General features: G+C 40.3%; 20 protein-coding genes, 7 pseudogenes and 1 riboswitch. Of the genes and pseudogenes, 6 read left to right on the forward strand and 21 right to left on the reverse strand.

Annotated elements, in window-relative coordinates:
* Window positions 1-16 precede the first annotated feature (16 nt).
* The 9 genes and pseudogenes from RCG23_RS08225 to RCG23_RS08260 form a co-directional block, all read right to left on the reverse strand.
* Complete coding sequence (locus RCG23_RS08225) at window positions 17-976, reverse strand: nuclease-related domain-containing protein (RefSeq protein WP_308179307.1); 960 nt, start codon at window positions 974-976, stop codon at window positions 17-19.
* Between the two features lie 968 nt (window positions 977-1,944).
* A pseudogene (locus RCG23_RS25930) lies at window positions 1,945-2,602 on the reverse strand (FumA C-terminus/TtdB family hydratase beta subunit).
* A gap of 99 nt (window positions 2,603-2,701) precedes the next feature.
* A pseudogene (locus RCG23_RS25935) lies at window positions 2,702-3,489 on the reverse strand (fumarate hydratase); the annotation flags it as partial.
* 216 nt (window positions 3,490-3,705) lie between these two features.
* Complete coding sequence (locus RCG23_RS08235) at window positions 3,706-3,891, reverse strand: SE1561 family protein (RefSeq protein ID WP_308179308.1); 186 nt, start codon at window positions 3,889-3,891, stop codon at window positions 3,706-3,708.
* A 117-nt stretch (window positions 3,892-4,008) separates the two neighbouring features.
* Window positions 4,009-5,700 (reverse strand): gamma-glutamyltransferase, encoded by a 1,692-nt coding sequence (gene ggt / locus RCG23_RS08240; protein WP_308179309.1) that lies wholly within the window; start codon window positions 5,698-5,700, stop codon window positions 4,009-4,011.
* Window positions 5,701-5,851: 151 nt separating this feature from the next.
* Window positions 5,852-6,634, reverse strand: coding sequence for a hypothetical protein (locus RCG23_RS08245; protein ID WP_308179310.1), 783 nt, complete (start codon window positions 6,632-6,634; stop codon window positions 5,852-5,854).
* A 240-nt stretch (window positions 6,635-6,874) separates the two neighbouring features.
* Window positions 6,875-7,679: pseudogene (locus tag RCG23_RS08250) on the reverse strand (YfkD family protein).
* A 425-nt stretch (window positions 7,680-8,104) separates the two neighbouring features.
* Window positions 8,105-9,162 (reverse strand): annotated as a pseudogene (cax, locus tag RCG23_RS08255) (calcium/proton exchanger).
* Between the two features lie 101 nt (window positions 9,163-9,263).
* Window positions 9,264-9,647 carry an OsmC family protein gene (locus RCG23_RS08260; RefSeq protein ID WP_308179311.1) on the reverse strand — a complete coding sequence of 128 codons (384 nt, stop codon included), beginning with the start codon at window positions 9,645-9,647 and terminating at the stop codon, window positions 9,264-9,266.
* Between the two features lie 143 nt (window positions 9,648-9,790).
* Here RCG23_RS08260 and RCG23_RS08265 point away from each other — a divergent pair.
* Together RCG23_RS08265 and RCG23_RS08270 are read left to right on the forward strand one after the other, a co-directional pair.
* Window positions 9,791-10,976: pseudogene (locus tag RCG23_RS08265) on the forward strand (MFS transporter).
* Between the two features lie 177 nt (window positions 10,977-11,153).
* Entirely contained in the window at window positions 11,154-13,064 is a 1,911-nt protein-coding gene (locus RCG23_RS08270) for a heavy metal translocating P-type ATPase (RefSeq protein WP_308179312.1), read from the forward strand.
* Between the two features lie 282 nt (window positions 13,065-13,346).
* On the opposite strand, the gene RCG23_RS08275 is transcribed toward RCG23_RS08270, so the two are convergent.
* A complete protein-coding gene (locus RCG23_RS08275; protein ID WP_308179313.1) occupies window positions 13,347-14,183 on the reverse strand; it encodes a YihY/virulence factor BrkB family protein in 837 nt (278 codons plus the stop codon).
* Between the two features lie 10 nt (window positions 14,184-14,193).
* Window positions 14,194-14,598, reverse strand: a complete 405-nt coding sequence (locus tag RCG23_RS08280; RefSeq protein ID WP_308179314.1) for a YtxH domain-containing protein — start codon at window positions 14,596-14,598, stop codon at window positions 14,194-14,196.
* Window positions 14,599-14,764: 166 nt separating this feature from the next.
* Between RCG23_RS08280 and RCG23_RS08285 the strand changes: the two genes are divergently transcribed.
* Window positions 14,765-14,989: a DUF1128 domain-containing protein gene (locus tag RCG23_RS08285; RefSeq protein WP_308179315.1), complete on the forward strand. Its 225-nt coding sequence runs from the start codon at window positions 14,765-14,767 to the stop codon at window positions 14,987-14,989.
* A 66-nt stretch (window positions 14,990-15,055) separates the two neighbouring features.
* On the opposite strand, the pseudogene map reads toward RCG23_RS08285, so the two are convergent.
* A pseudogene (gene map, locus RCG23_RS08290) lies at window positions 15,056-15,803 on the reverse strand (type I methionyl aminopeptidase).
* Window positions 15,804-15,986: 183 nt separating this feature from the next.
* Between map and RCG23_RS08295 the strand changes: the two are divergent.
* Window positions 15,987-16,223 (forward strand): hypothetical protein, encoded by a 237-nt coding sequence (locus tag RCG23_RS08295; RefSeq protein ID WP_308179316.1) that lies wholly within the window; start codon window positions 15,987-15,989, stop codon window positions 16,221-16,223.
* A gap of 89 nt (window positions 16,224-16,312) precedes the next feature.
* Here RCG23_RS08295 and RCG23_RS08300 read toward each other — a convergent pair whose 3' ends face one another.
* Window positions 16,313-16,828, reverse strand: a complete 516-nt coding sequence (locus RCG23_RS08300) for a type 1 glutamine amidotransferase domain-containing protein (protein WP_308179317.1) — start codon at window positions 16,826-16,828, stop codon at window positions 16,313-16,315.
* Window positions 16,829-16,989: 161 nt separating this feature from the next.
* Here RCG23_RS08300 and RCG23_RS08305 point away from each other — a divergent pair, with 161 nt between their 5' ends.
* Window positions 16,990-17,316 carry a helix-turn-helix domain-containing protein gene (locus tag RCG23_RS08305; protein WP_308179318.1) on the forward strand — a complete coding sequence of 109 codons (327 nt, stop codon included), beginning with the start codon at window positions 16,990-16,992 and terminating at the stop codon, window positions 17,314-17,316.
* A gap of 80 nt (window positions 17,317-17,396) precedes the next feature.
* On the opposite strand, the gene RCG23_RS08310 is transcribed toward RCG23_RS08305, so the two are convergent.
* The 8 genes and pseudogenes from RCG23_RS08310 to RCG23_RS08345 form a co-directional block, all read right to left on the reverse strand.
* Window positions 17,397-17,522 (reverse strand): anti-repressor SinI family protein, encoded by a 126-nt coding sequence (locus RCG23_RS08310; protein WP_308179319.1) that lies wholly within the window; start codon window positions 17,520-17,522, stop codon window positions 17,397-17,399.
* Between the two features lie 30 nt (window positions 17,523-17,552).
* Window positions 17,553-17,641, reverse strand: a riboswitch (cyclic di-GMP riboswitch).
* 310 nt (window positions 17,642-17,951) lie between these two features.
* Complete coding sequence (locus tag RCG23_RS08315) at window positions 17,952-18,863, reverse strand: pseudouridine-5'-phosphate glycosidase (protein ID WP_374049818.1); 912 nt, start codon at window positions 18,861-18,863, stop codon at window positions 17,952-17,954.
* A complete protein-coding gene (locus RCG23_RS08320) occupies window positions 18,860-19,327 on the reverse strand; it encodes a PfkB family carbohydrate kinase (RefSeq protein WP_308180005.1) in 468 nt (155 codons plus the stop codon). Before RCG23_RS08320 ends, RCG23_RS08315 begins: the two co-directional genes overlap by 4 nt.
* Window positions 19,261-19,962, reverse strand: a complete 702-nt coding sequence (locus tag RCG23_RS08325) for a PfkB family carbohydrate kinase (RefSeq protein ID WP_308180006.1) — start codon at window positions 19,960-19,962, stop codon at window positions 19,261-19,263. Before RCG23_RS08325 ends, RCG23_RS08320 begins: the two co-directional genes overlap by 67 nt.
* Window positions 19,963-20,113: 151 nt before the next feature.
* A pseudogene (motB, locus tag RCG23_RS08330) lies at window positions 20,114-20,885 on the reverse strand (flagellar motor protein MotB).
* A complete protein-coding gene (motA, locus tag RCG23_RS08335; RefSeq protein WP_308179320.1) occupies window positions 20,878-21,672 on the reverse strand; it encodes a flagellar motor stator protein MotA in 795 nt (264 codons plus the stop codon). Before motA ends, motB begins: the two are co-directional and overlap by 8 nt.
* A gap of 208 nt (window positions 21,673-21,880) precedes the next feature.
* Window positions 21,881-22,258, reverse strand: a complete 378-nt coding sequence (locus RCG23_RS08340) for a DnaJ family domain-containing protein (RefSeq protein WP_308179321.1) — start codon at window positions 22,256-22,258, stop codon at window positions 21,881-21,883.
* Window positions 22,259-22,401: 143 nt separating this feature from the next.
* The gene (locus RCG23_RS08345) at window positions 22,402-22,962 is read right to left on the reverse strand and encodes a peroxiredoxin (RefSeq protein WP_308180007.1); all 561 of its coding nucleotides are present in this window, start codon (window positions 22,960-22,962) and stop codon (window positions 22,402-22,404) included.
* Window positions 22,963-23,130: 168 nt separating this feature from the next.
* On the opposite strand from RCG23_RS08345, the gene RCG23_RS08350 reads away from it, so the two are divergent.
* Window positions 23,131-23,292, forward strand: coding sequence for a hypothetical protein (locus RCG23_RS08350; protein ID WP_308179322.1), 162 nt, complete (start codon window positions 23,131-23,133; stop codon window positions 23,290-23,292).
* Window positions 23,293-23,306: the final 14 nt, after the last annotated feature.

Here is a 23,306-nt window from a genome sequence, read left to right on the forward strand (position 1 = left end):
GATTAAAAGGGAAGTATTAGTTTTGGAAGTAGATGCGATCTCTTGCAGCACCTTTAAATGGTAAGTGTAAGTGGGATAAAATATGAGTGGCAGATCGTTGAGATGAGATTTCGAGAAATTCGCGTAGCTCTTGATTCGTTATGGTTGGTTTAATGAGTAAAAAGTAATCCTCTATCGCTAGCTTATAAAGATTATTTTCGACGCAGCCGCATATTTTGCAAATGCATTTGTTCCGTTTAATATCGAGTGCCGCAGAATTGCAATTTTGACAAAGAACACCTTTAATAATGTCTGATGGACTAATCTCAAATTTTTGAAGAATATTTTGTTCTAAAGGAGTATTCTTCGTTAGTAAAAGCCTTTTTAACTTCCCAAGGATTTTCGTATCGGATCGATCTTCATTATATTTCATTTCGAATTTTCGAATTTTATTTATCAATTGATCCGATTTACATACAATTTCAAAAGCTTTCTTATAACCCGAAGATGCATTAATAATCGTTGAGGGATTACTGATTATTACCAGATGTTCAATAGGTAATTCGTTGAATTTATATATACTCAGCCAGTTTATCAGGTGGTCGTGCTGTCGTTCTGCCTGTGTAATAGGGTTAGAAAAGCACTCTGTTTTTTCATTACGTTTTCTGAAGAGTTGATCAAAATCCTTTTCTAAAAATAATTCTCCTGAATAATTTTTCACTTCTAGAATAAGTGAAAATTTTGTGGAAATCAGCAGAAAATCGATTTGAAAGGCTTGATCATGGTAAGTGAGTCTTAAATCGTGGAATATGATGTATGGTTTAAAGTGAGGGAGATTGAGGAAATATTTTAAACTTAGTTCTCCTTTATAACCTGATCTTCTTTTATATAATTTTTCTTCAACTATCCCTCTTTTTGGATGTTCTTTCGGCAACCTGCGTAATAATGCTTCCAGGATAAAAATAATACTTGGCGGCGCTATCTCTTTTGCAAACAATTAATCACTCCCTTTATTAAAAGAATACCTATTCTTTCTAGAAAGTGAAATGATCTTCCTGCTTGGAAATCAATATCGAAAAATTTTTTTCGAATTGTTTGACGTTCTACACATTTTGGACATTTTTCCTCAATACAAGGTCTCTTTACAAAGCTACTAAATATCTCTTTCTACACTAACCTTAGCCTTTTCTACACTTCTAAACGGATTATCTACACTAACCGGCTCCGTTTCTACACTTATTGGACCTTTATCTACACTAACATCTTCTATTTCTACAAATTGATCGGTTTCTGCTTCTCAGCCGCTCTCCTGGTTGCCTCTTTCTACACTTAGCATCGCTCTATCTACACTTCTAAACGGATTATCTACACTAGCCAGATCCGTTTCTACACTTATTGGACCTTTATCTACACTAACATCTTCTTTTTCTACAATTTGTTCGCTTTCTGCGTCTCAGCCGCTCTCCTGGATGCTTCTTTCTACACTTACGTCCGTACTTTCTACACTTCTTTAAGGATTATCAACACCAACCGGCTCCGTTTCTACACTTATTGGCCCTTTATCTACACTAACGTCTTCTTTTTCTACAATTTGTTCGCTTTCTGCTTCTCAGCCGCTCTCCCGGATGCTTCTTTCTACACTTAGCATCGCTCTATCTACACTTCTAAACGGATTATCTACACTAACCGGCTCCGTTTCTACATTGATTGGACCATTATCTACACTACATCTTCTTTTTCTACAATTTGTTCGGTTTCTGCTTCTCAGCCGCTCTCCTGGATGCTTCTTTCAACACTTAGCATCGCACTATCTACACTTATAAACGGATTATCTACACTAACCGGCTCCGTTTCTACACTTATTGGACCTTTACCTACACTAACATCTTAGTTATCTACAATTCGCAGTTATGATCATTATTCCCAAAAAGAGGCATGGTCAAGCCCGTCCTCTCCACTTACAACTTATTTAAACACCGGTTCTTTAAATTGAGCCAGCTTTTCTAATGAATTTTTATCAACATCAGCATGAAGGCTGTTTCCGTGTGAGTCCATTGTTACGACCGCGGTAAAGCCTTCAACCCGAAGGTGCCACATAGCTTCAGGAATGCCAAATTGCATTAAGTCGACACCTTCAACAGACTTGATGCAGTCAGCATAATATTGGCCGCTCCACCGATTGCGTTCAAGTAAACTCCACCATGTTCGTTCAATGCAGCCAAAGTCTTAGGACCCATGCCGCCTTTACCGATAACTGCGCGAATACCAAACCGTTTCATAATATCACCTTGATACGGCTCCTCCCGGATACTGGTTGTTGGCGGGCTGCTTTCACATGCCACGCACCTGCTTCATCCTTCAGCATAACCGGACCGCAATGGTAAATCACTTGGCCATTTAAATTAACCGGTGCATCATGGTCAGACAGATATTTATGGATCGCATCCCTGCCTGTATACATCATTCCATTGATTTGAACCACATCGCCGACCTTCAGCTCACGAATCTGCTCTTCAGTTATCGGAGCCTGAAGGGTAATTATGCCCTCATTGGCAGCTGCAGCAGCTGTTTCTTTTTCCGCTTCTGTCTGTGCGAAATCGATGTTTTCACCTTCCTGGTACATCCAATCCTGAATCTCACCAGTTTCCGGACTTACAGTGACTCCCAGTCTGCGGAATGCCCAGCAGTTATAGGCAACTGAAACGAAGAAGCTGGCTGGAATACGATTAATTACTCCTGCTTTACATCCTAACAATGTAGTTTCGCCGCCGAAGCCCATAGTTCCAATGCCAAGTTTATTTGCATTTTCCATTATATAGTCTTCCAGCTGGCGCAATTTTTCAATTGGATTTACATCATCAACGGAACGGAATAGCTGCTCCTTGGCAAGCTCGTATCCAGAGGTTCTGTCTCCTCCGATTCCTACACCAATGAATCCGGCACTGCAGCCCTGTCCTTGGCCTGATAAACGGAATGAAGCACACATTTACGTATACCATCAAGGTCGCGTCCGGCACGTCCTAGACCATCCAATTCACAAGGAAGGCTGTACTGGATGTTTTTATTTTCACAGCCGCCACCCTTCAAAATAAGGCGCGCGTCGATATAATCGTTTTCCCACTGTTCAAATTTAATAACAGGCGTTCCATCACCAAGATTATCTCCACTATTGTCACCTGTTAGAGAGTCAACCGAGTTTGGACGAAGCTTCCCGTCTTTAGTCGCTTGGGCAATCGCAGCTTTAATTGCTTTTTTCATCTGGATCTGGTTAGCCCCGACAGGTGTTTTAATTTTAAAAGTAGGAAGCCCGGTGTCCTGGCAAATTGGAGATACTTGATCATCAGCCATTTTAATATTATTGGTAATAGTGGCTAAGCTCATTGCCGCCCTTGTACCGGCATTCTCTTTCGCTTTTGCCGCCTGGATTGCACGGCGCACATCTTTTGGAAGTCTTGTCGATGTTTCTACGATCAGCTTGTACATGCTTTCCTGAAATTTTTCTAAATTCATTCTTATACCCCTCTCCCTTATCCCCTGAGATCAAGAAAAATCTATTATGAATTTTACAATTATTTTTAACGGTATTTATTATACTCCTATCATGAGGGGATTTAAAGACCGAGCTTGCAACCGATTACATCCTGAATTGTGATAATTCGACTTATTTCCGGGGAAATTTGACATAAACCATCATTTTATTAAAAAAAGAACCTGCAGCAGCAGGCTCTATTTCTCGCGAGATTGAAACTCCTTGCACTTGGACTCAAGGTCATCAATCATATTAATTAAGCGGTCGATATCGTCAATATCCGTCTCTTCAGGATCAATTGCATCAAGAACCTCAAGAAACATTTTTAATCGCTGTTTTAAAAAGATGACTTGTGAGTCTTTATCATTTATTGCATTACCCATGAGCTTTGCTCCTTTCGAAAGCTGCATCTTTTGTCGTTTCCATCCTACCTAAATTATGGCGAATAGGCAATACTCTTATTATCATTATCTCTATAAAAGGGCGAAGGAAATCTCCCTTTAATCATCGAGCCCAATTGCAGTTCCTTCCCTGCTTGAATCCGCAGCGCCGTAAAGCTCCCTTGTATCCGGATCAATTTGGATAGCCTGGACGTTTCCAATCACATGGGAAGTGTCACCAAATTCATAACCCATAGATTCCAATTCTCCCTTTGAAACCATATCAATTCCAGCCTCCCATGACAGTAGAGAGCCAGGTGTGGCAAAAATCCTTGGTTCCTCAATGGCTTCCTTCAGATCCATTTTAAAATCGATAATATTTACGATTGTCTGGAAAACCGAGGCGATAATTGTTGGACCTCCTGGTGAACCAAGAGTCAATACAGGCTTTTCATCCTTAAACAAAATGGTCGGGCTTTTACAGCTTACGGGACGTTTCCCCGCGCCGGGCTCATTCACGCCTCCCGGAATCGGGTCAAAGTCGGTCAATTCATTATTTAATAGTAAACCATATCCCGGCACCATAATTCCTGAACCAAATGGATGCTCAACCGTAGATGTACATGCAGCAATATTCCCCCATCGATCCACGACTGTGAAATGGGTTGTTTCGCTTTTTTCCATATCGTCAGGCTGTCGAACTACCTCTACAGGTTTCTTTTTTTCATATTTCCAGGGGTTACCGAAATCAATTCGACTGTTGCGATTCTTAAAGTTGATTAAATTCCTTCTGTCAGCAATATATTCATCATGCAGAAGCCCCTTCACCGGTATGTCATTAAAACGAGGGTCTGCCAAATATGCAATCTTGTCACTAAACGCCAAACGCATCGATTCTGTAAACAGATAATATTTTTCCCAAGACCTCGGCCCATACTTATCTAGCGAGAAATCTTCAAGCAGTTTTAAAATATAAAGAAGGCTTGTCCCTCCCGCACTTGGAGGGCTGGAGGATGCTATTTTGTACCCTCTGTATTCTCCCCACACAGGTTCGTCAACTGATATTTCGTAGTTTTTTAGATCCTCAAGAGTCATAAAGCCGCCCTGGTCCTGAAGCGCTTTAACGATTGCCTCTGCTATTTCTCCTTCATAAAAAGCGGATATTCCTTCTTTTTGTATAATCCTAAACGTTTTTGCAAGATGCTCCTTTATAAGAATATCTCCTTCTTTAAAGGATTTTCCTTTTGGAAAGAATAAACGCCTTCCTTCATCACCGAGACGGTATTCAAAAAGGTTTAGAGCATCCATCAATACCCAATTCATCGAAATTCCTTTTTCGGCAACCAAAGCTGCCGGCTCGATCAATTCTGCAAGGCTTTTTGACCCGTATTCATTAAGTGCAGCATCCATGGCTTTTAAAATACCTGGTATCGCTACAGCCGTTGCATGTGTAGACCTTTTTTTAAATGGGATAACTTCCTTTTTGTCATCCAGGAACATGTCGGCATGTGCCGCTTTTGGCGCTTCTGAATGCCCATCAAAGATCTTTGTCGTTTTCGATTCATTATGGTAGACCATGAAGAAGCCGCTGCCGCCTATTCCCGTCATCATCGGTTCGACGACATTCAGTGCGAATTGAATGGCTACAGCTGCGTCTATGGCATTACCGCCTTCCTTCAGGACCTGCTCGCCAATTTCTGAGGCGATTGGGTGCGCCGTCGCGACCATTCCCGTTTTCCCTCTTGCTGTTTCTCTTTCGATTGAGCATCTATTCGAACGCGTAATTTCAAATTTATGACCTTCGCTTAACATATAATTACCTCCAGGATATCTCTATTAGTTATTTAGTTTAGAATACCCCTGCCACATTCAGCTCAAACTGGTGCCTACTCCCATGGGAAATCAGGGGAATTCCTTAAAAAAAACTGGCCGCTTAAAGCAGCCAGTTCTTAACAAATACCGATTATTTTGTTTTGTCATGGTTGGTCGTTTCCTGACCACCGTAAGTATGTTTGCCCTTACCATTATTCTTTCCTAATCCGCCAGATTTGTCCTTGCTAGTATCTGTAGAAGACGTAGCATCTCCTGACGTAGCATTCATAGTTGAATTTGTTGTATTTCCTAATCCATATGAAGTGCTCTCAGAATTGGAAGACCCGGTTGAAGGTAAGCTTGAAGTTCCAGAACTCATACTTGTATCAAATGAGTTCAACCCAGAAGTTTCAGAGGTAACACCGCTGTCGCTGCCTAATTCTGATGATGAAAGGTTTGATGTGACGGAAGAGTCACTGCTAGATGAGGTTCCGCTTACAGAAGTGTTGGTTACAGCTTTCAATTCACTGCCCGCCTCCACGACTTTAGAGCCAATCTGCTGAATGTCACCTTTTACATCCTTAACTGTACTCATCGCATTATTCGCGATTTGCTTAACATCGCCGAGATTGCCGAAAAGATCAGTATTTAAACGCTCATATAAATTTTGTGCGTCGCTGATTGCCTCTTTTAACACATTGGATGCTTCTTTAAATTGTGACATCATCTGTCCCTTTACTTCACTTGGATTTTCTTTTACATCGCTCAGCATTCTTTGAGAGTTGTTCTTTAACTCAATTGCGGTTTCCTTTACCGTATTTCTGGTAGAAGAATCTAGAAGCGAAATGATTCCGCCAATTACCCCACCAATTACTACACCCTTTAATAACTTGCTGTTTTTTTCGTTATCAGTCATTGTTTGGTTCATTTCCATCTAAATTTCCTCCTCTATCTTAATTAAATTTATTATTTAGGCTTGCTTTTCTAATTCCCGAATCTACTTAGGAATAAACACTTGTTTTAATAGATAATTATATTGTTTTCTTATATGGAGAAATCGTAATAACCCAATTGCTGATTTTTATTATGTTCGAGATGGCAACAATGTTTAAGAAAAAAACAAAAAAAAGACCTCCGCGAGAAATAACGGATGCCTTTATCTATTTTCTATATTTTACCGTGGCTTTTCTGTTGCATTAAATCCAAACGATACATGGTCCTGAACTGGAATCCATGCGCCTATTCCCTGTGATGTCACATTTTTTATGACAAGAAATTTTTTATATCCTTTTAGCATCAAATACACTTCACCGTATGTTACCTTGCCTTTTTCATTTACTGCTGGCGCATAGGCGAATAGGTAACCAAGCCTTTTGGGAGGAATGTTATATCTTTGGTCCTTCTTTGTTCCTGCCCCAATGACTGTTTCGAATGCAAGCGGAAGCTTAGTTTTTTCTGTTGCCTTTAACAGCATCATTTTTTTGACATCTTCTGCATTCGGAATTTTGGCTGTCAAACCGCCATTAATTACTTTCTGGGCCTTGTACGTAGTGAAATTGGTAAGGTGTCTGGCTGCCCCGGTTATCAAAGTAATTCGTGTTAATTTTTTGATACTCCCAATTTGTAGAAGTTTCGGTGGACTCATAGTTCAACGGCCATTGCCCCAAATAAATGATGGCCCTGTAGCCAATGGCGAACGGCGTGCTGTTAATGGCGGTTTCATTTAACATTCTGATCAAGTCCGGGTTCTCGATACCCACTTTCGATGATTCAATCAATTTCTTCGTCAATTCGCTTGGCTGCAATAAAGGTACATCCTGTGTCGGGTTCGGGTAAGTGTTTTCTTTTGTAATATTCATAACAGAGGGCGGAACAAGGTATTTTGACGGTTCCATTTTTGCAGTACCTGCAGCGCTGGCCGTTGTTATGAATGAAAACATAAATAGCATTGTGATAAGTACGTATGTTATTTTTTTCACCTTATCGTTACTCCTTTCACCATTTGCAACCTAATTGGTCTGTTCATAGTTTTTTCGGAGTTTGCGGATATTATCCATACGTAAAAATAATTTCATTTTTTATCTGCTGAAATAAAAAAGAAATAAAATTGTAAAAATCAGAACATTTACATAATTCATTTTTTATTTTATAATTACGTTACCCTAATAAAAAAGGAGGGCCGCAATCAAATCGCTATCAATATATTAAGGAGGTTGGGATTCCGTCTTTTATGAAGAGTCAACAGTTGTGTTTCATGCATCGTTACTAAACATGAAGGTGGGTGATCATTCTCGAAAAATATGCGATTGATTTTTATGCCTTTTCCGGAAGAACGATATTAACCGATTACTTAAGTATTGAAACAAAGACTCTGTGCTGATTATGGCACAGAGTCTTTGTTTTTTTATAGAAGGAAAAAGCCAATTCCCATGATTATATATGCTGCTAATAATGTTAAACCTTCAAACCAGTTTGTTTCTCCATCATTTGATATTACTACCATAAGAAGCACGGCAGATGCCATTGCGATCATTTCTGGAAGGCTGAAAACCAGTGCCATGGATGAAGGAAAAAGCAAGGAAACCAAAACCAGAACAGGCGCTACGAACATGGCTACCTGCAGAGTGGAACCAATTGCAATTTCAACGGCGATATCCATTTTATTTTTATATGCCATCAGTACAGCTGACGCATGTTCCGCGGCATTTCCCACTATAGCAACAATAATAACCCCGATGAAAAGCTCGGTCCATCCGAAGGATTCAGCAACAGTCTCAAAGGTATGGACAAGGTTTTCTGAAATATATGCAACAACAACGGTTGCGATTGCAAGGACAGCAATCGCTTTTCCTCTTCCCCACTCTGGCTCTTCATCATGATGGCCAGCTGTTTCATTTTCATGCTGGTAAACGCCTCTATGTGTGACAAGCTTGAAAAACAATGCAGCTAGATAAAGGGCAATTAAAACAACTGAAACTCCGATACTTAAATTTAATGTTTCAGGCTTATCCATTTTTAATGAAAATACTTCAGGAATTACGAAAGCAACAATAATGGCAAACATGAGCAGACCAGAGTTATGCCTCGCGTCGTAAACATTAAATTCCTGGCGTTTGAATTTTAATCCTCCTACAAAAAAAGATAAACCCGCCACAAGCAGTAAATTTCCAAGTACAGAACCTGTAATGGAAGCAAGGACTACTCCAACCAGGCCTGCTTTTAATGCAAAAATTGAAATAATCAATTCTACAGCGTTACCAAAGGTTGCATTTAAAAGACCGCCGACCCTGGCCCTGTGATGATTGCGAGGCTCTCTGTCGCCCTTCCCATAAAGCTGGATAACGCAATGATGGTAAGGCAGTAAATGATAAACAGCATGATGCTCGGCCAATGCATAAGTGATCCGATGACCGAAAGTGGCACGCCGATAAAGGTAAGTATCATAAAAATCTTATTTGTCATCCGCTTTCCCTCTCATTTCTTTAAAAAATCTTATTTCTTATTTAACCTGTGGCAGTAATAGCAAACCCATAATTCAAATCCCTTTTTATTGTTTCCATTTGCTAGTCAATCATTTCAAACGTTTCTTCAACAATGATGCTTCCAATGACCGATTGAACCATTGAGCAATTTTTCTTTGTTAATATCATTGCTTTTTCTAATTTGCTTTCAACCAATTCCTTGCCTTTTATGGTAAAATGCAATTGAATTTTTTCAATTCGGTCCGCTTGGGCAGGATTCCTTTCCACTTTTGCTTTGATATGTATATCTTCAAAATCAATCCTCATTTTTTCCAATATTTTCCGTAAAACACCGCCGCTGCATACAGCAATCGAAGAAACCATCAGCTGATAAGGGCGATACCCGAACTCTTCATTTCCCGAAACCTCCAGCCGCCCATAGGGAAATTCGGTAATGAAGCCGCCCTCTTTCATTGTAAATTCCATCTTCTCCACCTCATTAAAAAATTATATTCCTGTATAGGAGGTTACACTATTTTTCCATCGTTTCAAAACGATAACTATTTTGCTTGCAAAGATGTTTTTTTCCAGCTACCATCATCTAGTGAAATGAATTATTGGAGACGATTATGGAAAATACACAACACTCTTCTATGCGCTTTTGGATACTGGTTGGAATCGTGGCAATTTCAGGTCTTTCCCAAGGGATGCTGCTGCCATTGATCGCGATTATTTTCGAACAGGATGGCATTTCATCCTCATTAAACGGCTTTCATGCCACAGGTTTATATATAGGAATTCTGATTGCTTCGCCTTTTATGGAGACACCTCTCAGAAAATTTGGCTATAAACCGATTATTTTATTCGGAGGATTATGCGTGGCTCTTTCACTTGCGCTTTTTCCCCTTTGGAATTCCTTCTGGTTTTGGTTTATGCTAAGGCTCATTATTGGAATAGGTGACCATATGCTTCATTTTGGAGCGCAAACCTGGATCACTTCCTTTTCATCTGAGGCACGCCGTGGCAGAAATATTTCCTTATATGGATTATTCTTTGGCCTTGGTTTTGCGGCTGGCCCTTATTGACTAAATTTGTAACTTACAATGTAACGCTGCCTTTTATTATTTCTTCCGGAATCAGCCTTGTTGCATGGTCATCTATATGGATGTTAAATAACGAATATCCTGAAAAGGACTTTCAGACGAGTTCTTTTTTTGGCACCTTTCAGCGTTTTAAACAGGTATTCAAAATTGCCTGGGTTTCCTTGCTGCCCCCATTCGGATATGGATTTTTGGAAGCATCCCTAAATGGCAATTTCCCTGTTTATGCGCTCCGCACTGGCCTGGACGTAAGCTCTGTAGCCATTATCCTGCCTGCATTTGCGATTGGAAGTATTGTTTTCCAGCTTCCGTTAGGCATTCTAAGTGACAGGCTTGGCCAAAAAATATATTAATGAGTATCATGTTGGCAGGGTTTTTCTGTTTTACCGCAGCTGGAATGCTCCAAAAATCTGTGATTGGTTTGCTCGTCTGCTTTTTTATTGCTGGCATGCTCGTTGGCTCGACATTTTCACTAGGAATCAGCTATATGGCAGATTTGCTTCCTAAGCAGTTGCTCCCAGCCGGCAATCTGATGTGCGGGATTTTCTTCAGCTTTGGGAGCATAAGTGGTCCTTTCATTGGTGGCATAGCGATTCAGCTTCTTAAGGGTGGCAGCTTTTTCTATGTCATCAGCGTGATGCTTCTGATCATCTTTACATCGCTTATTACATTTAAAGAAAATGATGAAATGAGCGTTAATACAGAAACGGGATAATAACGGATCGATTTTCTTTTTTTTCCTATAATATATGGTAAACTTAAACAAAACTATTAAAAGAGCAATAATTTAAAACATATGTGCTGCTGTCATCACCTGATGACAGCTTTCGTCTTTTTCTAGGGGTATTGATTCTGATTATTTTTCTCAATTGAACACTCAGGAGGTTTAGCGATGAGTACTGAAGCAAAGGCATTGTCACAGCAACCAAGCGTAAGCTTTTTGGAAAAAATAAAGCCTCATTTTGAACTGATTGCCGCTGCAGTAAGCGGCTTGCTAATTGCCGCGGGCTGGCTGCTGGATAAAGGAGATTACCGTTCCGAATCTATTGTCGCGTATTTGTTTGCTTTTATCATCGGCGGATTTGCAAAAGCAAAAGAAGGCATCGAAGAGACAATCGAGAATAAAGAATTAAATGTTGAAATGCTCATGATTTTCGCAGCAGTGGGATCAGCTATTATTGGATATTGGACAGAAGGCGCCGTTTTGATTTTCATCTTTGCTGTAAGCGGAGCACTCGAAACGTATACAATGAACAAAAGTAATAAAGAAATTTCCTCGTTAATGGAGCTTGAACCGGATGAAGCCCTTCTCATCACCAACGGTCAGGAAAGATTGGTTGCTGTTGCGGATCTCCAAATTGGCGACCAGATTCTTGTTAAGCCAGGGGAACGGGTACCTTCTGACGGAAGGATACTAAAAGGAAAAACAAACATTGACGAGGCAGCAATCACAGGGGAATCCTTTCCCGTTTCAAAAAGTGACAGTGACGAGGTATTTGCGGGAACTGTCAACTTAACAGGATCCATTACGGTCGAAATTACAAAAAGAAGCACCGAAACACTTTTTCATAAAATAATTGAACTTGTTCAAAACGCTCAAAGCGAAAAATCCCCATCCCAGCTATTTATTGAACGTTTTGAAGGCATGTATGTAAAAATCGTCCTTGCCATTGTTTTACTGATGATGTTTTTACCACATTTCCTGCTGGGATGGAGCTGGCATGAGTCCTTTTACAGAGCGATGATTCTTCTTGTGGTTGCATCGCCTTGTGCCCTGGTGGCATCCATAATGCCGGCAACTTTATCCGCGATTTCAAATGGCGCCCGCCATGGCATCCTTTTTAAAGGCGGAGTACACCTTGAAAATTTAAGCAATCTAAAAGCAATTGCTTTTGATAAAACTGGCACGCTTACGAAGGGTAAGCCGGAAGTAAATGAAGTGATCGTAAGGGAAGATTTGGACCAGGAGGAAGTTTTGTGGAAAACAGCTTCCATTGAGAACCACTCCAATCATCCGCTTGCACAGGCAATTGTGAAATATGTAAAACCTTTTAGCTCCCGTGAACTTTTGCATCCCGAAAGTATTGAAGACGTTTCAGGATGGGGTGTAATAGCCAATATTAACGGGCAGGAATGGAAAATTGGTAAGGCGGATTTTGTTGGAAAAGAAGCAGCTGAAACGTTTGCCGGAGAAGATGCGAAACAGCTGGCTAGCAACGGCAATTCATTGGTCTTCGTTGGAATAGATGGCGAACTGGCAGCTATGATTGCCCTTAAGGATATCGTCCGTGAAGAAACAAAGGCAGCAATCGATGATTTGAAAACAAAAGGCATATATACTGTTATGCTGACAGGTGACAGCGAAAAGACGGCAAATGCCATTGCGGCTGAAAGCCATGTGGATCGCTTCTTTGCAGAATGCCTGCCAGAAGAGAAAGTGAATCAGGTAAAAAAATTAAAGGATGAGTTTAAAACGGTGGCCATGGTCGGAGATGGTATAAATGATGCTCCAGCACTTGCTACAGCAAATGTTGGCATCGCAATGGGAGAAGGAACGGATGTCGCCCTTGAAACAGCGGATGTTGTTTTAATGAAAAATGATTTGCCAAGGATTGCCGAGGCCATTCATCTTTCCAAACGGATGAACAGAATCATTAAACAGAATATTGTTTTCTCGATTGCGGTAATTACGCTGTTAATTTGTTCAAACTTCATGCAAATTCTTGATCTGCCTTATGGCGTTATCGGACATGAGGGCAGCACCATTTTGGTCATCCTGAATAGTTTAAGGTTATTAAAATGAAGAAACGGCGGGAATCATTTCCCGGCCTTTCTTCATTTTATAGGATTTTAGTGATAACCATTTGATCCATTCGCAGATCCGGATGTTTTATGCTTTGGACGGCTTTTTCCTTTTTGCTTTGTTCCGCCATCCTTCTTTGTTTGCTTGGTCATCGCTATCCCTCCATTTATTGAAGTAAAGCTTCGTTTTCGGGGGATTGCTGAGAATTGAAAACTCCATTGCTATTCCCCTTTATTAGTGTAGGCAAAACTCGTCATTTCATGAAGGAAAGTTCAGGAGAAACTAACAATTTTCCTTATGCCGCTCGCTGTAAAAAGCGTTTATCTCTCCTCCGATGATAATAATGAAGGCTGATAAATAAAGCCAAACCATTAAAACAATAATTGCTCCAATACTGCCATAAGTATTGGCATAATTAGCGAAATGACCTACATAAAGCGAAAACGCAAAGGAAGCCACTATCCACCCTAAAGTGGCAAAAATCGCACCTGGAAATGCGCTTTTACAACGCATTTTCATATTGGGTGCAATCCAGTAAAGTACGGTGAAAACAAGGAATAAAATTAGGGCACTGACAAGCCACCTGAGCGCACCCCATACCGTTAAGAATTGCTTAGTTAATCCCAAATAAGAAAAGAGAAACATTCCGATTCCTTTTCCCAATACCGGCAGCAGCAGAGCCAGCAGAAAAACAAAGATCATTCCAAATGTCAGTAAAATAGACATTCCTCTTGCAACAATAAATGAGCGGGTTTCTTTAACATCGTATGATTTATTAAAAGCCCTGACAATCGCATTAATTCCATTCGATGCTGACCAGATGGTACCGATGATTCCTACTGAAAGCAGCCCCCCGCTATGATGAGTCATCACGTCTTTAAGGTTTTTATCAATAAGAGCGATCGCTTCTTTCGGTGCTACCCCTCTAATAATCCCCATTATATCCTGATGGGGAATAGGCAGGTATGGAAGCAGCGTGAAAAGGAAAATAAGAAGCGGAAAAAGAGAAAGAAGGAAAAAATAGGCTAATTGTGCAGATAATCCGGGCAAATCGTCTTCTTGAATTCGATGCCATAGCTGTTTTAGTAAAGTAGGTTTAATTTTACCTATGATCTCCATATTTCACACCTCAAATCTTTATGCTGTCCTCTTGTTCTATTTCAATTAATGAATCATTTTTTATAACCAATTCGTTTTTATTGGCATCCATTGTTCCATTTTTAGTGAAGGCTTCTTTCGTTTCTTTTAGGATGTCTGTTACCTGTGGAGTTACACTCCTCAATTCTTCAACTTTATCAGCAATATAGGTTAAATCCTCGGTTACATCTTCTACTGCCATTCTAAGTTTATTTGCAGTTGTTTTTACCTGGTCAGATATTTTTCCCGGGTTTTTCATTACATAAGAAATATTGCCTGTGGCCGTTTTGCAGCTTGCTGTGACAGCTTGGCGTGTTTCCTTATTTAATAAGCTTAACGTTCCTCCTGCAATAGCCCCCCACGCAATTCCCTTCCAGAACTTATTCATTCCTGACATTTCAAATCTCTCCTTTATCTAGTACCCTCTGATATGATTGCAATCGTATGTTTCTAATCCTTCCCCCTTTGTTTGTTAGCCAAACCTTTCAAATATTGCAGTATTTTATTGACTTTTACACCGCTACATGGAAAGATGGGAGAAAACGGCCGAAAGGAAGTCAGTTATGGATTTAACACAACAATCGATTGAAAATGTAGAATATATGATTGAAAAAATTAAAGAAAAATTAAAAGTATTAAACTTAGGTGCCATTAAACCATCCCATTTTGATGAAGAAATGTATGAAGAACTAAAAGAAATTTATGAAATGGTGATGCGTAAGAACTCCTTTAGCCCAAGTGAGATGCAGGCTCTTGTAGAAGAACTTGGCAACCTTAGAAAACAATAATAAATATTAATAACTATGTTTTCTGCCCCAAAACCCGCTGCCTTTTAATGCAGCGGGTTTTGGCATTTAATCCTGGTCGGTTAGAATAATCGGCCCATTCTTGGTGATGGCAATGGTATGCTCATATTGAGCAGAATATTTTCCGTCAATTGTCCTCGCCGTCCATCCATTGTTATCCATCTTTGTCTGGTACATTCCGATATTCACCATCGGTTCAATGGTAAACACCATTCCCTCTTTCAGTCTTGCCCTTTCCCGGAAGACCGTAATGGGGAACTTCAGGCTTTTCATGGATGACCGCACCAATGCCGTGGCCAATGAAATCGCGGACTACTGATAGCCCTTCACCCTCAACATAAGATTGAATAGCATGCCCGATATCTCCCACACGGTTTCCTTCAAGAGATGCTTTAATACCCCTATATAGAGCTTCCTTCGTTACTTTGAGCAAATGGCCAGTCTGTTTTGAAACGGCTCCAACTGGATATGTCCATGCCGAATCAGCCAATGCCCCGTTTAAATTAACTACCATATCAATAGTGACAATATCGCCTTCCTTCAAAGGCTCCTTCCGTGGAAAACCATGGCAAATCTCATCGTTTATGCTAGCACAAGTGGCATATTTATATCCTTTATAGCCCTTTTGCTCCGGTGTAGCTCCGTGCTTTTTAAGAAAACGGTCCACAAACTCCTCTATTTCCCATGTAGTAACTCCAGGCTTAATCATTCCTGCTATTTCACGATGGCAGGCTGCCAGAACTTCCCCAGATTTTTTCATTAATTCTATTTCCCGCTGTGATTTTAAGACAATCATCCTTTTCCCGCCTCCTCGTAAATCCTATGTACTTATCTATATTGTATGGAACACCTCTTTAATATTAGCCCTTGATCCGAATTTTTTCAAAGCCCTTATTTAGAACAAAAGGCGCAAGCGCCCTCGGAACAAGCCAAAACCAGCTTGTTCCTGCGAACCTTATTCTCCTAGAAGCCTTCCTTAGTGGTCAGCCCCGACAGGCATAAGACGAATCACGCACTCATCCTCGGAAAAGCTATCGCTTTTCCTTCGTGCGATGCGGATGCTGCCGATGTTTTCCTTGTCCTGATTTCTGGAGTGATTTGGCTTATGACCCCGAGCTGCTCCAAGCATCACCTAAAGGTCATGCTTGGAGCAAGATATTCAATGGAGCTATTCAAAGGTGAAAACTGGCTGGGCGCTGAAGCTAGATTAATATAACTTGGTAGAAGTTATCCACAACTTTAATGTTATAACTTCCTTAAAGACAAAAAAAATCCCTCCGTTTAGAAGGGATTCCGTTATCTTAACTATTGCAGCAATTTCAATGATTCACGGTTAAATGCTGGGATATCACCAGGATCTCTGCTGGTTACCAACTGATTGCCGCAAACGACTACTTCTTCATCAGAATACTTGGCACCTGCATTTTCAAGATCGACTTTAATCGATTTATATCCCGTAACATGGCGGCCATCCAGAGTTTTCGCCGATATCAATAATTGAGGGCCGTGGCAAATTGCAAATACAAGTTTTTTTTCATCCATGAAGGATTTCGCAAATGTCACAAAACGGTCATCCGCCCTTAATATATCAGGAGAAAATCCCCCTGGCAGGAACAGAGCGTCAAATTCATTCGGCTCCACATCATCAATACTTTTATCAATTTGTACTGTCACTTCACCCTGTTTGCCTTTTACGGTTTTTCCCGCCTCCTTTTCAATGGTAATTACTTGATGCCCGGCTTCCTCAAATGCTTTTGCAGGATCCGAGTATTCTGAATCCTCGAAATGTGATGTTATTAAACAAGCGATTTTTTTCCCCATGTTTTCTCAGCTCCTTTTTATTTTTCCCATTTTGTTTTTTCCCATTGTGGCCTAAAATAAACAGAATACAGCTTATTAAATTAATTCGTTCTTAATATGGAACTTTTTGTACTGATTTGATATGATATCTATATACAGAAATATAAGGTGCGTGAGATACCATGATTGGAGATAGAGTTAAAAAACTCCGCTTAGAAAAAAGAATGTCGATTTCAGAGCTTGCAGAGCAGGCTGGCGTCGCGAAATCTTATATAAGTTCTTTGGAAAGAAATCTTCAACGAAACCCGTCCATTCAATTTTTGGAAAAGATTTCTGCTGTACTGAATGTTCCAGTTGACCATTTAATACATGAACAAACGAATGCGGACGAGCTAGATTCCGAATGGATGAAGCTAGTAAAGGAAGCAATGGGCTCTGGTGTTTCAAAAGACCAATTCCGTGAATTCCTTGAATTTAATAAGTGGCGTATCGATCAATCAAATAAATGAGGCCTGCTATTTAAGCATGCCTCATTTTTATTTGATGAAATATTTATTATGTAAATATTTGAATAAGGGTTTTCTGTCTGTTAATTTTTATCTTGATTGAGAAATTCTCTTATCAATTCCATTTCGATGCCCATTCTTTTCGCTTCTAAAATTAGTGACATCCATTCTTCATCTAAACCTTCTACAGTCATTTCCGATACGACCACTTATCTCACCCCTAAAATACTTTTCGTATTCCAGGCAGCTCAGCCATCTTAACAGTATTTCCTGCCTTAGATCTGAAGCTTTGCGTCCCTATTTTTCAACAGGTTTGCCTTTTTCTGTGCCTGAATATAGTTGATTTCCTGAAACCTTACATCCTAAGAATTATTTGTATGTTCATTATATCTAGTCCATTTTCAGTAGGTTGTTGTTTTTTGTCATTGAAAACTAGTTAATTAAGTACATTTTCTTCCAATATTCCTCAGTATTTAGGCACAAACTCCCCGTTATCAGGCAAATCAATCCATATTATCAACATATTGCCTTTGCTTTTGTAAATTAAGGGTGTTAATGGTCGAATTGTTTCTATGAATTTTCTGAATTTTAAAAAACTAATTAAAAAAACAAAAACTCCCTTTGATGGGAGTTTCAGTTCATTTAGTTAAATGGACAGCAATTGCTGCTCCAACTCTTGCATTGTTTTTAACGAGTGAAATATTTGCCACAAGGCTTTTTCCTTCTGTTAATTCCTTTACTCTTCCTAATAAAAACGGAGTAACCTTTTTACCCGTAATTTGTTTTTGTTTGGCTTCCTTTAATGCGGTCCCGATGATTTCATTTATAAAGGATTCTTCCATTGCATCCTCCTCTGGAATGGGATTGGCAATGACAAGGCCTCCTTTAAGGCCGAGTTCCCATTTTACACGGATAAAATCTGCGGCTTCCTCAGCCGAATCTAAACGGAAATTTACCCCATATGGGCTTGTCCGTGTATAAAATGCAGGCAACAGGTCGGTTTGGTAACCTACAACAGGAACACCATGGGTTTCTAAATATTCCATTGTCAGGCCTATATCTAAAATAGATTTGGCACCAGCACAAACTACCGCGACATTTGTTTTGGCAAGCTCCTGCAAATCAGCAGATATATCCATCGTTGTTTCAGCTTCTCGGTGCACACCACCAATTCCCCCTGTAACAAATACTTCAATTCCTGCTAGTTGGGCACAAATCATAGTGGCAGCTACTGTTGTTGCACCATTCTTCTTTTTTGCCGCTAAATAAGGGATATCCCTTCTGCTGGCCTTCTCAATTTCCCTGCTTGTTGCGAGATATTCTAATTCTTCTTCTGATAATCCTATTTTGATTTTTCCTTCTAAAATAGCAATCGTCGCTGGAACAGCACCATTTGTACGAATAATTTCTTCTACTTCCTTAGCCATCTGGACATTTTGCGGATATGGCATCCCATGGGAAATAATCGTAGATTCCAGGGCCACAATCGGTTTACCCGCCAGTTTTGCATCTTTAACTTCATCTGAATAAGTAATGTAGTTTTCAATCAATGTTGAGTTACTCCCTTACTGAAGTATTTTCTAAATGTCTCCTGAAGTTCCTGTGAATTTAAAGCCGGATTAACTGTTTCATATGACTGCAGTGTAATAATTGAACAGGCGGTGCCAATTTTACAACAACTTTCGATATCAAGCCCTTTTAGAAAAGCATATAAAATCCCGGCAATAAGGGCATCCCCTGCGCCTGTAACATCCAGCACCGGTATAACCGGAGGAAGCAGCACCCCTGCCTCCCCACTTTTTGTAAAATAGATTAAGCCTTTATCACCCCTGGTAATAACGACCCGTTCTACGCCCTTTTCTAATATTTTCTTGGCCACTTTGAAAAAGTCGCCCTCTGATTTGATTTTGGATCCCGATAGAGCCTCTGCTTCTGACTGGTTGGCAATCAGCCAAGCCACACCATTGAGAGATGCAGGTAGTTTCCTAATTTTCGGAGCGGATACAGGTGCAATGCAAAGAGGAGTACCTGTTTCATTGGCCGATTTATAATTTTTTCTAAAACATCTGCAGGAAAATTTGTGTCTATTACAATTAAATCTGTGCGAAAATCGGCTGCCCACTTACTTTGAAGCAAGTCAATATCTACATCATCGTAAATTTCCATATCCGCCAGGGCGACAGCCATTTCCCCATCCAGATCAAGAATCGCTGTGTATGTGCCAGTCGATTTTCCATCGACTACTCCTACTGAGTGAATATTGACAAATTCCTTCGTCTTGCCGATTAGCCATTGCCCTTCCGCGTCATTCCCAATAAAAGACAGAAGGGAAGGACTGCAGCCGAGCCTGCCAAGATTCTCTGCCACGTTACGCGCTACTCCCCCACAGGAGATACTGCTCCTAGCAGGGTTGGAGCTACCGTATATAAGTGTTTGGACAGCCTGAATTTTCCGGTCAACATTAGCTCCCCCTATACATAGGACCTGTGGAGTTTTGGGAAGACAAGCCTGTTTTGCAGACTGTGCCATTGACAAAAGGCAATCCTGAATTTCATTAAAGGTTAAACCTGTTATTTCTGAAATTTCAATCTCTGAAAGCTGTGGATTTTCTCTAAGGATGTCTGAAAGTAAAGCTTTATGCCTGCTCATATTCATCTCTTACTTCATCTCCCGTCTCGCAAGCATCACTTGCGCAAACGCTTTCTCAAACACATACTATTTCTCTTAAAACACCCATAAACCCTTTAATTTGAGAAAATTGTCGAATGAAAACAAAAAAAGCTAAATCCTAATAAAGGACTTAGCTTCCGCTGCGAGGCAGAATTAGAATTTCAACACGCCTGTTTTTGGCTCTCCCATTTGGATCATTGTTTGAAGCCAACGGCTGGAACTCGCCGAAGCCCTTTGCACTGAACCACCTTGGATCCAATTTGTCATTATCCAGGATAATTTTCATGAAATTAACGGCCCGCATCACACTCAATTCCCAGTTTGATTCGTACCTTGAGTTCCGAATCGGAACATTATCGGTATTGCCGCTGATAATGATATTCCTTGGGGGATCCATGATTAATAAATCGGCTATTTCTGAAGCTGTCTTTATATCTTCGGCCTAATTTCCGCACTCCCCGAATTAAAGAGAACGTTATCTCTTATCGAAATTAGCAGGCCCTCATCAGTCAGTGAGGTTTGCAGCTTAGTTGTCATTTTCTTCTGCTGAATGTAACTATTCACTTTCTCCTGCAAAGCCTTCAATTCTTCCCGGTCCTTTTTTTGCAAGGCAGAATCACTTTCTTGCTTTTTAGAAGTCTTTGTTCCCCCTGCTTCTTGAGGTTAGGGACATCCATCGATCCATCGCTTTCCGGGCTTTGGAAGTCGAGCAAACCTGTCCCTCCAGTAAACATTTCATTGAATGCTTTTGACATAAGCTGAAATTTCTGAGCATCTACAGAGCTCATCGCAAAAAGAACGATAAAAAGGGCTAATAGAAGCGTAAGTAAGTCGGCGTAAGGAATGAGCCATGATTCATCCATATGGTCCTCATGATGCTTTTTCTTCCTTCTTCTACTCATCTTTTTTCACAACGCTTTCTTCGAGGAATTTCCTCCGCTCCCCTGCAGGCAAATAGGATGCAAGCTTTTGTTCGATGACTCTCGGTGCTTCTCCTTCCAGGATAGATAATATCCCTTCCACCATCATTTCCTTCTGTTTCGCTTCCTGATGCGATTTTCGCTTAAGTTTATTGGCGAATGGATGCCATAAAACGTAACCTGTAAAGATCCCAAGCAGGGTGGCAACAAAAGCTGCAGAAATGGCATGGCCCAGTGCCTGTTGATCATCCATATGAGTTAATGCAGCGATTAAGCCCAATACTGCTCCAAGAACACCAAGAGTTGGAGCATAAGTACCTGCCTGTGTGAAGATGCCTGCCCCTGATAAATGCCGTTCTTCCATTGCTTCAATTTCCTCAGAAAGCACGTCACGTATGTAATCGGCACTTTGTCCGTCCACAGCCAGAGATAATCCATTTCTTAGGAAAGGATCATCAATCTCACCTGTTTTTGCTTCGAGGGCCAGCAAACCTTCTTTACGGGCAAGCTGTGCCCATTCTGAAAACATTCTGATCAGGTCGGAGTGATTAAGCAATTTCTGTTCTTTGAAAATAACGCCAAATAATTTAGGAACGCGCTTAATTTCATTCGTTGGAAAAGCGATAACCACCGCAGAAATCGTACCTAATATAATAATCAAAAGCGCTGCAGGATTGGCCAACGCTATCGGACTTACGCCTTTATAAACCATCCCAACGCCTACTGCGATTATTGCAAGTATTATTCCTATTAATGATGTTTTATCCATTTTTACGTCACCTGTCTCATTCTGCCTTAAATATGCTGGGCTACTTTAATCTCTTTCTTTTTATTTCGACAGATTTCCTAATTTTTTAAGGGTTTCTTTGAATTTAAATTACTTTGAAGATATTTTTGGAGAAAAATTGTTCCAAATCATTTAAGGGGTAAAAAAGGAAGAGCCGAAATAATCATCGATTATTTCGGCTCTTCCTTTTTTATAAATCCATTTTCGTGTATATCTTTTGTTCGTAGTTTTTAAATATCGAGGAGTTTGTCTGGACGCCCTTTTTTGCCATCATTCCGTTAAAACGGTGTAGTTTTTGGTTTAATTTTCTTTGGAGACCTTGCTTTTCGTCAGGGTCCTCACATTTCCTTATTAAATCTTCTATTGACATCATTTCTTTTCTTAGCTGGCTTTCTTCCTGGGCATATCCTGCATTTTTCAGCATTTTATATGCCATACGCAATTCTTCCGGTATTGCTGATAAGTCCTCCAACTTCATTGGTTTACCTAACCCGGGAAGTTCATTAAATTCACCATCTTCATATGCTCTTCTAATTCTATCCTCGGAAGCAATAAACGAAAAATCCATCCAAAATCCCTCCTCCAGTTTTTCAGGTAATCACTGTAGATTCTAGGCATAATCTATTATACCAGTTGGTTTCCAGCTTACAAATTTTGAGAATCCCCCCAAAAACAAAGCTGCCTCTTCCCGTTGGAAAAGTCCCATTGATTTTAAATTTTCCCTATCATTTTAGGGTCGCGTTTCATTCCTGGCTTTCCCGGCATCCAATTTGCAGGCACTCCTTCACCGGTTTTCTTTGCATACTGCAGGCCTTCAAGCAATCTCACATGTTCTTCAAGATTTCTCCCTACCTCACGAGGATAAATGAATTTCGCTTCTATTATCATGTCGGGATTAATAAAGAAGGAAGCCCTGTATGGAGCTCCTGAATGCTCATCCAATACTCGATATGCCCTGCTGATTTCATGATTTCTGTCACTCAGAAGCGGATAAGTAACATTTTTTAACGATGGGGATGTTTCAAGAAAAACTTTATGTGAATAAACACTGTCTGTACTTATTGCAAGCACTTCGGTATTTAATGCCTTCAGCCTGTTATGAACAGCGGCGACCGCCGCCAGCTCTGTCGGTCAAACAAAAGTAAAATCACTTGGATAAAAGAATAACAGTATCCATTTTCCTTTAAAATCTGCGAGGCTTATTTTTTTAACCTGACTATCTATGATTGCATCAGCTGTAAAAAGCGGTGCCTGATCATCGCGCGTAGCCATATAGAATGATGGGCCTCCCGCCAGACCACTTGCATATAAATCGCTTGACATTAAATCTCCCCCCTCCTGCTTTTTCAATATATAAATATGCAGGCTAATCTCAATTGAACCATCATATTTCAAATGGAAATGGGAATGCTACAGGAGAAGACGAAAGGAGGGCTACTGTTGGCACGTGGCGAACACTTTAACCATAAAAAGAAGAATCATCCCGGTAACTTTCCGGAAAACAGCATAGCAGAAAAACATACGAAGGAACGGATTGAGGATGAGGAATTAATCGTTACCCAGGAAGCATTTAAAAATAGGGTAGAGGAAGAAGAGGCGTGAAAATTCACGCCTCA

It is taken from the genome of Neobacillus sp. PS3-34 (assembly GCF_030915465.1).
Classification (GTDB): domain Bacteria; phylum Bacillota; class Bacilli; order Bacillales; family Cytobacillaceae; genus Neobacillus_A.